Here is a 13,881-nt window from a genome sequence, read left to right as displayed (position 1 = left end):
TAATGACACTTATGCCGCCACGTGCATCTTGCTCTTGGAAAGGAAAAACGGCTCGCCGCCTCGTCGCCTATGCGCTTGCAGGGACATTGGTCAGTGCGCCTGTGTCAGCAAACGTCGAGTCATATCAAAGTGATTTGCCTAACATTGGCACCGCTGCCGCGAGTACGCTGTCGGTGGCAAAAGAAAAAGAGTTTGGTGATGCTTATATGCGAATGCTACGAGCCAGCAAACCCATTATTGATGATCCTTTACTCGGTGAATATGTTAACGCCCTCGGGCATCGGTTGGTGGCGAACGCCAACGATGTCCGCACGCCCTTCCAATTTATTTTGATTGATAATCAAGCGATCAATGCGTTTGCCTTTTTTGGCGGGTATGTAGCCATGCATTCTGGGCTTTTCCTGCATGCCAAGACAGAAAGCGAACTGGCATCTGTGATGGCGCACGAAATTGCGCACGTGACCCAACGCCACCTTGCGCGCAGCATGGAAGCGCAGGCACAAACCTCGCCGCTAACGGTTGCCGCTTTAGTCGGCTCTTTAATGCTCGCGATTGCAGCGCCTGAAGCAGGGATTGCCGCAGCTCATGCAGCAACGGCGGGGAGTATGCAAAGCCAAATAAACTTTACCCGCCGTAACGAAGAAGAGGCCGACCGCGTCGGAATTGAAACCCTCGCTCGCGCGGATTTCGATGTTGAGGCGATGCCACGCTTTTTCTCTCGGTTAGCCGATGAGTACCGCTACGCCAGTCAAATGCCGGAGTATTTCAGCACTCACCCATTACCCGCGTCTCGGATCACAGATTCACGCGCGCGGGCGCGTCAGTATCCTCAAAAAAGCGTGCCCGACTCTCCCGATTACCAACTCGCACGAGCGCGTATCGTTGCACGATATAGCGGTATCGCTGATCGCTCCGCCATGGACTGGTTTGAACGGCGTCATAAAGCAGCATCGCCAGCGGAAAAACATAGCCTTGATTACGGCATGGCGCTGTTGGATATTGATGCAAGGCGCTATCAACAAGCGCGTGAGAAGCTGGCGCCCCTCATTAAAGCCCAACCCAATAATCGTTTTTATATTGACGCGATGACCGACTTAGAGATTGGCGAAAAGCAGTATGACAGCGCCTTATCCCGCCTGAATCAAGCCTTGAACCAGCAGCCCAACAATCGCGTACTGTTGCTTAATCACGCTTACACCTTGGTAAAAGCCAAGCGTGGCGGTGAAGCGATCAAGGCATTAGAGCGCTACACCCACCAGCATGCCGATGACAGCAACGGATGGTTTTTGTTACAACAAGCGTACGAAAGCACTGGCACACACCGTGACGGTGAATTAGCTGCTCAAGGAGAGCGTTACGCGCTGCGCGGTCAATGGAGCAAAGCCATTCGTAACTACACCCAAGCCGCTCAACTGGCTGAGTTAGGCAGCTTGGCACAAGCACGTTATGATGCGCGTATCGATCAATTACGCCATCAGCAGGCACGCTTTAAAGCGCTCAGTGATCGTTAACTCAACTTAAAAAGGATAGATGTTGTGAGCCCCATTACTCTGTACCACAATCCACGTTGCTCAAAAAGTCGAGAAACCCTCAAGCTGCTTGAGTCAAAGGGCGTCACGCCGACAATCGTTAAATATTTAGAGACGCCATTATCTGCCGATACGCTCCGTGAGTTAAAGCGACAGCTGGGCATGGCATCATTTCGCGACATGATGCGCACCAAAGAAGCGGATTACAAGGCAGCCAATTTGGGCGATGCTTCGGTGGAAGAAGCGCAATTGTTGGAGGCAATGGTTAATCACCCAAAACTGATTGAACGTCCCATTGCCGTTCAAGGCGACAAAGCGGTCATCGGCCGCCCACCCGAAAATGTATTGGTATTCGTTCAATGACACAAGTTCTCGTGCTTTATTACAGCCGTTCAGGTAATACACGTAAGCTTGCTCAACAAGTTGCACGCGGTATTGAAGCGCAAGGCGTTGAGGCGGTGTTGAGAACGGTGCCCGAGCTGCCTGCTTATGCCGATGGCAAAATACCGGACGTCTCGCCAAACGATCCCTTTGTCAGCCGTCAGGATCTATTAGATTGCCATGGCCTCGCGCTCGGCAGTCCGGTACGTTTTGGCAACATGGCCGCGCCATTGAAGCAATTTATCGATAGTACCAGTGGCGAATGGTTATCGGGTGCCTTAATTGATAAACCCGCCGCGGTCTTTGGCGCCGGATCAATGCTTCATGGTGGCCAAGAAACCACGCTGCTCACGATGACCATCCCCTTACTTCATCATGGTATGATGTTAGTCGGTGTTCCACACAGCGAGCGTGCGCTTCATACAACGGAAGGCGGCGGTTCCCCTTACGGTGCATCCAGTGTTGCGGAGCCACATCACCCTTTAATGGCCGACGAAAAGCAAATCGCAAAAACATTAGGCCGACGCTTGGCGCGTTTTGCCCACACTTTTTACCACCACCTAAGATAAAAGGACAGAATCGTGACAGATCCTCGGCTCGCCTTCATGCGCAAATTGTCTTTGCTGAGTAACCTTGGCCTCATTGCTTGGGTGGTCGCGTGGCATGCTTACTTATCGCCCCATCCTCACTTGAATGCATGGGCGGTGACCATTGGCTGGACAATCCCTTTACTGCTCCCTTTACCTGGGATCATCAAAGGCAAAGCGTTTACCCATGCATGGGCCAACTTTATTTTGATGTTCTATTTTTTACACGCCCTTACCATTCTCTATGTCGATGAAGGCGAACGGTGGATGGCTGCTGCAGAGCTCGTCTTCGTCACCGCGGCATTTGCTTGTAATATTGTCTTTGCCCGTTGGATGGGGCAATCACAAGGCCTAAAGCTGCCACGGCTTTCTCAAGTCGAAAAAGACGAACGCCAGCGCTTTGAAGGTCGCGACGACGCCTCTTAGGCACCTTTGGCCACGGATAGACCGACCCGCGCTTTAAAACCAAACGCAAAAGCCAAGCTCTAAAACTTGGCTTACACCGGGTAAGGGCGGCGAGAAAAGTAGCGATGACCACATTGCGTACACGGTGCAATCACATCGACCCGGCTGTGCCGCGTTTGATGATGGCACTGTTCACATTGCAACACGCCCAGTCCGACAATTTCACCCGCTTCATAAACGCCATGATGTTGAAGATCATCGAACACTTCACGCCACTCTAGCTGCGTACGGTCGGTGATCTCTGCCAATTGCTCCCAAATCGAGTTAGCAATCAGATCGTTAAACACCTGACTATCAATCTCTTCGGTTTGAGATTTATCGTACTGTTCACCGAACGCTTTCACATCACGTTTAAAGTATGCCTCGATCAAGGCCCATTCATCTTTGGTCAGATCGGCCGCGGCTTTGAGGTATTGATCAGACAAGGTCACCCAATGAGACAGTGCCTCGGGGCTGTTTTCTAACGCCTCTTTTACCCGCTCGATGATACTTTGTTGGGGTTCTTTCTCTTTATTCATGGTCCTGTCCTGATTCAAGTGTTGTTGCGGTCTCTGCCTTTCGTTATTCTATGCTGATATTTCTCTTTCAGGTTTTACCTTTCTCACAGAATCTCGGAAGCCATCGATGCAAGAACAATATAGCCCGCAAGATATTGAACAAAAAGTTCAAGCCCATTGGGATGACAATAAAACCTTTGTGGTTCATGAAGACCCTAACAAAGAAAAATTCTACTGTCTTTCTATGTTTCCTTACCCAAGTGGCCGACTGCACATGGGGCATGTCCGTAACTACACCATCGGTGATGTCATTTCCCGTTATCAGCGACTGCAAGGCAAGAATGTCATGCAGCCGATTGGTTGGGATGCGTTTGGCCTTCCTGCCGAAGGCGCTGCGATCAAAAACAAAACCGCGCCCGCGCCTTGGACTTACGAAAACATTGATTACATGAAAGGCCAGCTAAAAATGCTGGGCTTTGGCTACGACTGGAGCCGTGAAGTCGCCACCTGTAGTCCCGATTACTACCGCTGGGAGCAAGGCTTCTTTACCACGCTCTACAACAAGGGGCTGGTTTATAAAAAGACCTCATCAGTGAACTGGTGTCCCAACGATCAGACCGTGCTCGCCAATGAGCAAGTTCACGAAGGTTGCTGCTGGCGCTGCGATACGCCGGTTGAGCAAAAAGAAATCCCGCAGTGGTTTATTAAAATCACCGATTACGCAGAAGAGCTGCTGCAAGACATCGACAAACTGGACGGCTGGCCAGACATGGTAAAAACCATGCAGCGTAACTGGATTGGTCGCTCAGAAGGTGTCGAGCTGACGTTTGATGTTGAAGGCGATCACCCCGCACTCGACGTCTACACCACGCGTCCAGATACGCTGATGGGCGTCACTTACGTGGGGATTGCCGCCGGTCACCCCCTCGCGGAGGCGGCGGCCAAAGACAACCCTGCCCTCGCTGAATTCGTACAAGAGTGCCGTAACACCAAAGTTGCCGAAGCCGAGCTGGCGACCATGGAGAAAAAAGGCATGGCGACCGGTTTGTATGCCACGCACCCATTGAACGGGCGTCGTGTCCCTATCTTTGTCGCTAACTTTGTATTGATGGATTACGGCACTGGCGCCGTGATGGCGGTGCCTGCTCACGACCAACGCGACTTCGAATTTGCTCATAAGTACGCGCTGGATATCGAGCCGGTGATCCTCGATGAAAACGGCCATGCGCCCGATTTGTCAGAACAAGCGTATACCGAAAAAGGTAAGCTGTTTAACTCGGGTGAGTTTGACGGGTTAGATTTTAACGCGGCCTTCGATGCGATTGCGAGCAAGCTTGAATCGCTAGGTAAAGGCAAGAAAACGGTTAATTTCCGTTTACGTGATTGGGGCGTCTCTCGTCAGCGTTATTGGGGTGCGCCAATTCCGATGCTGAATACCGAAGACGGTGAGGTTGTTCCTGTCCCAACTGAGCAGCTGCCCGTCATCCTGCCAGAAGATGTGGTGATGGATGGTGTACAAAGCCCTATCAAAGCTGACAAGCAATGGGCACAAACGCAATATCAAGGTAAGCCAGCGCTGCGTGAAACCGACACTTTCGATACCTTTATGGAGTCGTCGTGGTACTACGCACGTTATTGCTCACCGCAAGCGGATCAAATGCTCGACCCAAGCGCCGCCAATTATTGGCTACCGGTCGATCAGTATATCGGTGGCATTGAGCACGCTTGTATGCACCTGTTGTATTCGCGCTTTTTCCATAAACTATTGCGCGATGAAAATATGGTCGATAGCGACGAGCCATTCAAGCAGTTACTCTGTCAGGGTATGGTGCTCGCCGATGCATTTTATTACACCGACGAAAAAGGGGTACGTGTTTGGGTCTCGCCGACTGATGTGACCGTTGAACGGGACACCAAAGGGCAAATTATTCATGCGGTCGACAGCCAAGGGAACGCCGTCACCCACGCAGGCATGACCAAGATGTCAAAGTCAAAGAACAACGGCATTGATCCCCAATTAATGGTGGAAAAATACGGTGCCGATACCATGCGTCTCTTTATGATGTTTGCCGCACCGGCGGACATGACGTTGGAATGGCAAGAGTCTGGCGTGGAAGGTTCACACCGTTTCTTACGCCGTGTTTGGAAACTGGTCTATGAGCACACCCACAAAGGCGACGTTACTGCGCTGGCAGTCGATACGCTCAATAATGATCAAAAAGCCTTGCGCCGTGATGTGCACAAAGCCATCGCCAAAGTCAGTGATGACATGGGCCGTCGTCAGACGTTCAACACCGCCATTGCCGCGATCATGGAGCTGATGAATCGCTTAGTTAAAGCGCCACAGGACAATGAACAAGACCGTGCTGTGTTAGACGAAGCACTCAAAGCCGTGGTATTGATGCTATATCCCATCACCCCGCACATCTGCTTTACGCTTTGGCAGGCCCTGGGCGAAACCGATATCGACAGTGCCGATTGGCCGCAAGCCGATAAAGCGGCCTTGGTCGAGGAGGAAAAGCTAATCATTGTGCAAGTAAACGGTAAGCTACGTGCCAAGATCACCGTGGCCGCCGACGCCGAGAAAGAAGCCGTTGAAGCACAAGCCATGTCAGACGAAAACGTGGTCAAATTTACCGACGGTAAAACGGTTCGCAAAGTCATTTATGTACCAGGGAAACTGGTTAATATTGTTGCTAACTAACAAGGAGCGATGGAGTGGATCTGTTTAACACTGTGCTTCGCTCCCTGCTCGTCGCGATGGTCTCACTGACCATCGCGTCTTGCGGGTTTGCCTTGCGTGGCAGCTATAATTTGCCCGATGAGGTAGACAAAGTGTCATTGACGAGTTTTGACCCCTATGGGGAGCTGACTCGCCAAATGCGCAACGCTTTGCGTCAACATAACGTTCAGATGGTGTCACCCTCTGACGACGTGGCGAATATCGAGTTGCTTAGCGAAAGTGATAGTGCACAAACTTTGTCGCTCTATCAAAACAGCCGAGTAGCAGAGAAAGAGTTTCGCTATGTTGCACGTTATCGTGTCACTGTGCCGGGGAAAGGTAGTTACACCTACAATACGACCTTGAGCCGTAACTTTCTCGATAACCCACTGACCGCGTTGGCCAAGTCAGTCGAGCAAAATAAGTTAGTCGCAGAAATGCGTACCGAGGCGACCCGTCAAATAATGCGTCAACTGTCTCAACTGAAAGGGGATATCGCCGCATTTGAGCGTCAGCAAGCGGAACAAGCGGCATTAGAGCAACTCGAACAGGGAGAGGCGCCCACTGAGCCCAATGTGATCATCGAAACGCGTCAAACTGAAACACAGCCCGCGCAATGATGAGAGCCTATCCAGAACAATTGGCGCAGCAGCTTAATCAGCCACTGCGTCAAACTTACTTAGTCTTTGGCACCGATCCTTTGTTAAAGCTCGAGTCTCGTGATGCCATTTGCCACGCGGCACGCTCACAAGGCTTTGAAGAGCATCATAAGTTTATGATTGATGGGCAATTAGATTGGCAAGAAGTGTTTGACTGCTGCCAAGCCCTCAGTTTGTTTTCCTCTCGGCAGATTATTGAATTGACCTGTCCTGAAAATGGCCTGAGCAGCGCCCAAGCCAAGCAACTGACCGAGCTTGCCAGCTATCTCCATCCTGATATTCTCTTGCTCGTTCAAGGCGAGCGGCTCAATAAAAAGCAAGAAAGTGCCAAGTGGTTTACCACGTTGGCAAAGCAAGCCTTGTATGTGGTTTGCCAAACCCCAGATGCACGTCACTTGCCCCGTTTTATTGAACAGCGCTGCCGCCATCTCGGGCTACAACCCGATCAACCCGCGCTGCAGTTGCTTGCCCAATGGCATGAAGGCAACTTACTCGCGCTGGTGCAAAGTTTACAAATCCTCCACTTACTTTATCCCGATGGTGCCCTTACCTTACCTCGGATTGAGAGTGCGTTGTCGCGGCATCATCACTTCACCCCTTTCCAACTGACCGATGCGCTACTTGCCGGTAAGGCCAATCGCGCGCAGCGTATTATCGAACAACTGCATGCCGAAGGCGAAGAGCCCACCTTGTTACTGCGTTTGATCCAAAAAGAACTCAAACAACTCTATACAATCCAAGAGCAAGGGCAACAAGGGCGACCACTCAACGTGCTATTCGATCAGTTGCGTGTTTGGCAAGCGCGTAGACCCATGATCACCGCAGCACTCAATCGGCTAAACAAAGTGCGTCTCGCCTCATTACTGCACCAGCTCGCTGAGTTAGAGATACAGTTAAAAACCGATTTTGGCAGTGACCCTTGGCCTAATCTGCACTATTTTTGTGCACTTATGTGCCAACCCGCCGAACCTCTGGCGCCCTAGCGTGTCCAAAGGGCTGCCAAGTGATATACTGCCACTGAATACAATCAGCACATACATCGAGGTTCTCTTTGCAAGCTACCGAATTAAAACAGTTTGTCGCCGACAAAGTCGATGAGTTAAAAGCCAGCGATATCGTGACGCTAGACGTACGAGATAAATCCTGCATTACTGACTTTTTAGTGCTTTGTACAGGCAATTCACGTCGCCATGTGGCTTCAATTGCCGATCACGTTTGTGAGCAAGCCCAAGCGGCTGATATTGGCGCCATGGGAACAGAAGGCAAAGATGACAGTGAGTGGGTCGTTGTCGATTTAGGCGACGTCATGGTTCACGTCATGCAAGAAGAACAACGCCAACTTTATCAACTGGAAAAACTCTGGAATTAATCCATGAAAATCCAGTTGATTGCAGTCGGCAATAAAATGCCCAAGTGGGTACAACAAGGCTTTGATGAGTATCAGCGCCGCTTTCCAAAAGACATGCCACTTGAGCTGGTTGAAGTGCCTGCCGGTAAACGCGGTAAAAATGCAGACATTGCCCGCATTTTACAAAAAGAAGGCGAAGCCATGCTCGCTGCGGTGAATCGAGGTAGTCGTATCGTTACCTTAGATATTCCCGGCAAGCCTTGGAATACGCCGCAATTAGCCAGTCAACTCGAAAAGTGGAAACTGGACGGGCGCGATGTCGCCATTTTAATTGGTGGCCCAGAAGGGTTGGCCCCCGACTGTAAAGCAGCCGCTGAGCAAAGCTGGTCACTTTCGCCTCTGACCCTGCCACACCCACTGGTTCGCGTCATCATGGCGGAGAGCCTGTATCGCGCTTGGAGTCTCACCACCAACCATCCTTATCATCGAGAATAACGACAGATGAAGCGCCAACGAGTTGAAATCCGAGACCACAGTACCGAGGCTGCGTTATTTGTGCGCCGCGCTATTGTCTCTTTTGTCGGCATTATGGCGCTTGTTGGAGCGTTGCTCACCAACCTTTATCATATTCAAGTAACCGAGCATCAAGACTACCAAACTCGCTCGAATGATAATCGTATTAAAGTGGTCCCTGTCGCGCCTAACCGTGGCCTCATTTATGACCGCCATGGAAAACTGCTGGCTGAAAACCGCCCGGTTTATCATTTAGAAGTGACCCCCGAGCAAGTCGATGATATGTCGGCAACCTTGGCCAAGCTTAAGCGCTTGTTGTCGCTGGATGACAAAGATATTGCACGTTTTCAACAAGAACGTCGCCGCTCTCGCCGTTTTAATGCCGTGGCACTCAAAACACAACTGACTGACAAAGAGGTCGCGATTTTTTCCGCCCACCAGCATCAATTTACCGGGGTTGAAATCAAAGCCTATCTAAAACGTCATTACCCATATGGCGATGCGTTGACGCACGTGCTGGGTTATGTCGCAAGAATTAATGATCGCGATATTGCCAAGTTGCGACAAAAAGACGTGCTCAATAACTACCGAGCGACGCGTGACATTGGCAAAATCGGGATAGAAAAATATTACGAGTCCGAGTTACACGGAAAAGCCGGCTATCAGGAAGTCGAAGTGAATAGCCGAGGTCGTGTGATCCGGACACTTAAGTACGTTCCCCCTGAGCCCGGTAAAGACTTAATCCTCAACCTCGATATTGATTTGCAGCTGTACGTGCGCGGTATTCTTGGCGATCGCCGTGGTGCAGTGGTGGTGGTTGATCCTAACACCTCCGGGATATTGGCCATGGTATCGACCCCAAGCTATGATCCGAACTTATTCGTCCACGGCATTTCGAGTAAACAGTATCAGCAATTACTCAATAATAAAGATCGTCCACTGGTGAATCGGGCGACCCTAGGCATTTATCCCCCCGCCTCAACGGTGAAGCCTTTTATCGCTGTCTCTGCGTTGGAAGAAGGCGTGATCACGACCCAGACCACCCGCAATGACCCTGGTTATTGGCGCATCCCTAATTCAGACACCCGTCCATTCCGTGACTGGCGTACCTGGGGCCATGGCCGCGTTAATATTGTTCAATCGATTGAAGAATCGGTTGATACGTTTTTCTATCAAATCGCCTACGACATGGGGATTGATAAATTATCATCATGGATGGGTCGATTCGGGTTTGGCCAATACACAGGCATTGATATTCAAGAAGAGAGCAGTGCCAATATGCCTAACCGAGAATGGAAAAGAAGCCGATATCGGCAACCTTGGTACAAGGGTGACACCATTCCGGTTGGTATTGGACAAGGCTACTGGACGGCGACACCCATGCAGATTGTTAAAGCACTTACGGTGTTGCTTAACCGTGGCGAAGTGAAAGCCCCAAAACTATTAATGAAAACCCGCGATGAAACGGGTGAACACAAACCGAAGGCTGAGCCATTTCCACCGATAAAAGGGGTAGAGGACAAGTATTGGGATGTGGGACTAAAAGGCATGCAATTAGTTAATCATGGGCGTAAAGGGACAGCGCGTCGTGCTTTCCGCTCCGCTGAGTATCTATCGGGAGGAAAATCGGGCACCGCTCAGGTCTTTGGCCTAGGCGAAAACGAAGAGTATAACGCCGATGAAATCGCCGAACATCTGCGCGATCATGCGCTATTTATGGGGTTCGCGCCTTTTGAAAATCCCGAAGTCGCGGTATCTATGGTGTTAGAAAATGCCGGTGGCGGGTCAAGCAATGGTGCGCCGATCGCGCGCCGTATCTTCGATCATATTCTAGTGGAAGACAAAGAGACGGAGGAGGAAAAATAATGAGTTCGTTAGCTCAAGCCAGCACCAAACGCTCTTTGTTTGACCGCTTACATCTCGATTTGCCCATGCTGATTGGTGTTTTGTTACTAATGGGCTTCGGGCTGGTGGTCATGTATAGCGCAAGCGGGCAAAGCCTGGCGATGATGGAACGCCAAGCCATTCGCATGACGCTGGCACTTGCCGTCATGTTTGCACTCGCCCAAGTTCCTCCTCGCCACTATGAGTTTTGGTCACCCTATTTATACGCCGTAGGCGTGGTGTTATTAGCGGCGGTATTATTCGTCGGAGAAACCGCCAAAGGGGCACAACGCTGGCTTGATCTGGGTTTTGTTACCTTTCAGCCTTCAGAAATCATTAAATTGGCGGTGCCTTTAATGCTGGCTCGCTTTATTGGTAAAGACCCCCTCCCCCCGAAAATATCTACTTTGCTGATCGCGCTATTCTTGTTGTTGGTCCCTACACTCATGATTGCCAAACAACCCGATTTAGGGACCTCTATATTGATCGCCGCATCCGGCATATTCGTGTTGTTCCTAGCCGGTATCAGTTGGAAAATCATCACCGCTGCTGTCGTCGCGCTTGCCAGCTTTATACCAGTACTTTGGTTTTTCCTGATGCACGATTACCAACGAACACGGGTGCTTACCTTGTTTAATCCTGAATCGGATCCGCTCGGTGCCGGCTATCACATTATCCAATCTAAGATCGCGATAGGCTCGGGCGGTTTAACCGGTAAAGGCTGGCTCCATGGAACACAGTCGCAGCTCGAGTTTCTCCCTGAACGCCATACTGATTTTATTTTTGCCGTCATCGCCGAAGAATGGGGGTTAGTGGGTGTTTGCGTGCTACTGGCTTTATATGTGTTTTTGATTGGGCGAGGGTTAATGTTGGCAAGCCGAGCACAAACCGCCTTTGGCCGTATGATGGCGGGCAGTATTGTGTTGAGCTTTTTTGTTTATGTTTTTGTCAACATTGGCATGGTCAGCGGTATTTTACCTGTGGTTGGGGTACCCTTACCTTTAATCAGCTATGGTGGCACCTCAATGGTCACGCTCATGGCGGGTTTTGGTATTCTCATGTCCATTCATACTCACCGTAAAATGTTATCCAGGGCATAAACATGCGAGCTATTCTTGTTGTTATTACTTCCCTTTTATTCAGCGCCTGTAGCAACCAGCAAGGGCGCTACGATATGCATAATGACAAAGCCCCAGAGCGGGTTCCACAAACCATTCATGTTGAGGACGCACACCCTAAATATGAGCCTTACAGCCTCGCGGGTAATAAGGATTACACGTTAAACGGGCAGTCATACAAGATTTTACGTAAGCCTAAGGGGTATCAACAAGCAGGAATTGCCTCCTGGTATGGAGAGAAGTTTCACGGCCATCGCACCTCCAATGGTGAGGTCTACGATATGTACTCCATGTCTGCGGCGCACAAAACCTTGCCCTTGCCGAGCTATGTCGAAGTCACTAACCAAAACAATGGCAAAAAAGCAGTTGTGCGTGTCAATGACCGCGGTCCTTTTCACAACCAACGCGTGATTGATCTTAGCTATGCTGCAGCGAAAAAGTTGGACGTGTTAAAAACCGGCACTGCGCCTGTCTCACTGCGGCTTATCTCCCCTGAAAAACCCAAGGCAGATGAATGGCACTCCGCCCGGCATCATGCCTATTATGTTCAACTGGCGGCGCTTTCAGATGGTTTAAAAGCCAATCAAACCGCGGAACAATTAGCAAAAAACCATGGTCTACCTACTCATATCGCGCGCCGTGACCAAGTTTATCGCGTACGTTTTGGTCCGTTTTACGACCGTGGCCAAGCACAACAAGCGATGCGCACAGCAAAACAGCACCAATTGCCGGGCGCCTTTATCGTCACCGAGGCACTTGTGAGTACTGACTCATCGGTAACAAGTGCCAAAACAGATAATCAATAAGTTAAAGAAATCGAGCCTGTCGCTCTCTACGCAATTTGGTATAGTGACAAATACAGTATCGACATCGATAACCGACAAAAGTACTAACAATGATGAATAAAACCGTTTTTCGCATACGCGCGCTGCTTTCCGCGGCTGTGCTTACCACAGCGACTGTCCAAGCCGCGCCCGCTGTCATCCCTGATGCACCGCAAATTGCGGCGAAAGGATATGTGCTCATGGATTACCATTCTGGCAAAGTATTGGCAGAATATAATGCTCATGAGCGCCTCAATCCAGCCAGCTTAACCAAAATGATGACCAGCTACGTCATCGGCCAAGAAGTCGAGCGTGGTAACATTTCAATGGATGATGATGTTGTCATTAGCGAAAACGCCTGGGCAAAAAATTACCCTGAATCGTCAAAAATGTTTATCGAGGTCGGCACCACGGTCAAAGCGGCCGATCTAAACCGCGGTATCATCATCCAATCCGGTAATGATGCCTGTGTGGCGATGGCAGAACATGTTGCGGGCTCTGAAGACGCCTTTGTCGATTTGATGAACCGCTGGGGCGAAAGCTTGGGCATGAACAGCTCGCATTTTTCTAATGTGCATGGTTTAGACTCTCAAAATTTGTATACCACCCCCTATGATATGGCGTTACTCGGCCAAGCGCTGATTCGTGATGTGCCAGAAGAGTATCGGATATATAAAGAAAAAGCCTTTACCTACAACGGCATTACTCAATACAACCGTAATGGCTTGCTCTGGGATAAAAGCCTGAATGTCGATGGCATTAAAACGGGCCACACTGATGGGGCCGGTTACAACCTCGTCACGTCAGCGACTGAGGGCGACATGCGCCTTATATCAGTTGTCATGGGGACGAAGAGTGCAAATGCCCGTAAGGCTGAGAGTAAAAAGCTGCTGAACTATGGTTTCCGTTTCTTTGAAACAGTTGCACCGCATAAGGCTAATGAAACCTTTGTCACTGAGAAAGTATGGATGGGTGATACAGACGAAGTCGCGCTGGGCGTCACCGAAGATACCTTTGTCACTCTTCCTCGCGGTAAAGCACGCGATTTGAAAGCGAGCTTTGTTTTAGAACAAACCCTCGAAGCGCCTATCAGTCAGGGCGACGTGGTCGGTAAGTTGTTCTATCAAGTTGATGATGAAGACATCGCTGAATATCCACTGGTTGCCCTCAACGATGTCGAAAAAGGCGGTATCTTTAGCCGTTTCATTGACTACATCGTGATGATGTTCAAAAACTTACTTGGATAACCTCTACTTTACGCCGCCCTCCAACCTCGTGGGCGGCTTGTTTTCTGACTCTTAGCCGATTAGTATTTCGCGTTAATCGTGATCAATCGCACAAACGTGTGTCTTAA

The 13,881-nt window shown here is 50.2% G+C and carries 14 protein-coding genes; 13 read left to right on the top strand and 1 reads right to left on the bottom strand.

The genetic code is table 11. The annotated features are described in order from the left end of the window. Nucleotides 1–11: 11 nt before the first annotated feature. From BZG81_RS09315 to BZG81_RS09300, 4 genes are read left to right on the top strand one after another with little or no spacing between them, the layout of a single operon-like run. Nucleotides 12–1,511 carry a beta-barrel assembly-enhancing protease gene (locus tag BZG81_RS09315; protein ID WP_077677224.1) on the top strand — a complete coding sequence of 500 codons (1,500 nt, stop codon included), beginning with the start codon at nt 12–14 and terminating at the stop codon, nt 1,509–1,511. Between the two features lie 24 nt (nt 1,512–1,535). Then, on the top strand, nt 1,536–1,892 hold the full coding sequence (arsC, locus tag BZG81_RS09310) for an arsenate reductase (glutaredoxin) (protein ID WP_077461612.1): 357 nt from the start codon (nt 1,536–1,538) through the stop codon (nt 1,890–1,892). Beyond that, nucleotides 1,889–2,479, top strand: coding sequence for an NAD(P)H:quinone oxidoreductase (wrbA, locus tag BZG81_RS09305; RefSeq protein ID WP_077677223.1), 591 nt, complete (start codon nt 1,889–1,891; stop codon nt 2,477–2,479). The genes arsC and wrbA overlap by 4 nt, the downstream gene beginning before the upstream one ends. A gap of 36 nt (nt 2,480–2,515) precedes the next feature. Next, nucleotides 2,516–2,923, top strand: a complete 408-nt coding sequence (locus BZG81_RS09300; RefSeq protein ID WP_077677229.1) for a DUF2069 domain-containing protein — start codon at nt 2,516–2,518, stop codon at nt 2,921–2,923. A gap of 71 nt (nt 2,924–2,994) precedes the next feature. Here BZG81_RS09300 and BZG81_RS09295 read toward each other — a convergent pair whose 3' ends face one another. Further along, nucleotides 2,995–3,480: a zinc ribbon-containing protein gene (locus BZG81_RS09295; RefSeq protein ID WP_077461613.1), complete on the bottom strand. Its 486-nt coding sequence runs from the start codon at nt 3,478–3,480 to the stop codon at nt 2,995–2,997. 106 nt (nt 3,481–3,586) lie between these two features. Here BZG81_RS09295 and leuS point away from each other — a divergent pair, with 106 nt between their 5' ends. The 9 genes from leuS (at nt 3,587) to BZG81_RS09250 (ending at nt 13,774) form a co-directional block, all read left to right on the top strand. After that, nucleotides 3,587–6,163 (top strand): leucine--tRNA ligase, encoded by a 2,577-nt coding sequence (gene leuS, locus BZG81_RS09290; protein ID WP_077660742.1) that lies wholly within the window; start codon nt 3,587–3,589, stop codon nt 6,161–6,163. Between the two features lie 14 nt (nt 6,164–6,177). Next, nucleotides 6,178–6,801 carry an LPS-assembly lipoprotein LptE gene (locus BZG81_RS09285; protein WP_077575950.1) on the top strand — a complete coding sequence of 208 codons (624 nt, stop codon included), beginning with the start codon at nt 6,178–6,180 and terminating at the stop codon, nt 6,799–6,801. Continuing rightward, entirely contained in the window at nt 6,801–7,823 is a 1,023-nt protein-coding gene (gene holA, locus BZG81_RS09280) for a DNA polymerase III subunit delta (protein ID WP_077677228.1), read from the top strand. The genes BZG81_RS09285 and holA overlap by 1 nt, the downstream gene beginning before the upstream one ends. 68 nt (nt 7,824–7,891) lie before the next feature. Continuing rightward, nucleotides 7,892–8,209: a ribosome silencing factor gene (gene rsfS / locus BZG81_RS09275; RefSeq protein ID WP_077660741.1), complete on the top strand. Its 318-nt coding sequence runs from the start codon at nt 7,892–7,894 to the stop codon at nt 8,207–8,209. Nucleotides 8,210–8,212: 3 nt separating this feature from the next. Beyond that, nucleotides 8,213–8,683 carry a 23S rRNA (pseudouridine(1915)-N(3))-methyltransferase RlmH gene (gene rlmH / locus BZG81_RS09270; RefSeq protein WP_025744459.1) on the top strand — a complete coding sequence of 157 codons (471 nt, stop codon included), beginning with the start codon at nt 8,213–8,215 and terminating at the stop codon, nt 8,681–8,683. 6 nt (nt 8,684–8,689) lie between these two features. Continuing rightward, the gene (mrdA, locus tag BZG81_RS09265) at nt 8,690–10,567 is read left to right on the top strand and encodes a penicillin-binding protein 2 (protein ID WP_077677222.1); all 1,878 of its coding nucleotides are present in this window, start codon (nt 8,690–8,692) and stop codon (nt 10,565–10,567) included. Further along, complete coding sequence (gene rodA, locus BZG81_RS09260; protein WP_077461618.1) at nt 10,567–11,685, top strand: rod shape-determining protein RodA; 1,119 nt, start codon at nt 10,567–10,569, stop codon at nt 11,683–11,685. The genes mrdA and rodA overlap by 1 nt, the downstream gene beginning before the upstream one ends. 2 nt (nt 11,686–11,687) lie before the next feature. Continuing rightward, a complete protein-coding gene (locus BZG81_RS09255; protein ID WP_077677221.1) occupies nt 11,688–12,509 on the top strand; it encodes a septal ring lytic transglycosylase RlpA family protein in 822 nt (273 codons plus the stop codon). Nucleotides 12,510–12,601: 92 nt separating this feature from the next. Further along, the gene (locus BZG81_RS09250; RefSeq protein WP_077660772.1) at nt 12,602–13,774 is read left to right on the top strand and encodes a serine hydrolase; all 1,173 of its coding nucleotides are present in this window, start codon (nt 12,602–12,604) and stop codon (nt 13,772–13,774) included. Nucleotides 13,775–13,881 lie beyond the last annotated feature (107 nt).

It is taken from the genome of Salinivibrio sp. MA607, from assembly GCF_001996245.1.
GTDB lineage: Bacteria > Pseudomonadota > Gammaproteobacteria > Enterobacterales > Vibrionaceae > Salinivibrio > Salinivibrio costicola.
The sequence above is the reverse complement of the archived record's forward strand: the minus strand, read 5'-3'. Positions and strand labels throughout refer to the sequence as shown.

Coding starts and splice junctions, on each gene's coding strand:
- leuS (WP_077660742.1), top strand. CDS start 3,587: ATGCAAGAACAATATAGCCCGCAAGATATTGAACAAAAAGTTCAAGCC.
- rlmH (WP_025744459.1), top strand. CDS start 8,213: ATGAAAATCCAGTTGATTGCAGTCGGCAATAAAATGCCCAAGTGGGTA.
- BZG81_RS09300 (WP_077677229.1), top strand. CDS start 2,516: ATGCGCAAATTGTCTTTGCTGAGTAACCTTGGCCTCATTGCTTGGGTG.
- BZG81_RS09295 (WP_077461613.1), bottom strand. CDS start 3,480: ATGAATAAAGAGAAAGAACCCCAACAAAGTATCATCGAGCGGGTAAAA.
- wrbA (WP_077677223.1), top strand. CDS start 1,889: ATGACACAAGTTCTCGTGCTTTATTACAGCCGTTCAGGTAATACACGT.
- holA (WP_077677228.1), top strand. CDS start 6,801: ATGAGAGCCTATCCAGAACAATTGGCGCAGCAGCTTAATCAGCCACTG.
- rodA (WP_077461618.1), top strand. CDS start 10,567: ATGAGTTCGTTAGCTCAAGCCAGCACCAAACGCTCTTTGTTTGACCGC.
- mrdA (WP_077677222.1), top strand. CDS start 8,690: ATGAAGCGCCAACGAGTTGAAATCCGAGACCACAGTACCGAGGCTGCG.
- BZG81_RS09255 (WP_077677221.1), top strand. CDS start 11,688: ATGCGAGCTATTCTTGTTGTTATTACTTCCCTTTTATTCAGCGCCTGT.
- BZG81_RS09315 (WP_077677224.1), top strand. CDS start 12: ATGCCGCCACGTGCATCTTGCTCTTGGAAAGGAAAAACGGCTCGCCGC.
- BZG81_RS09250 (WP_077660772.1), top strand. CDS start 12,602: ATGAATAAAACCGTTTTTCGCATACGCGCGCTGCTTTCCGCGGCTGTG.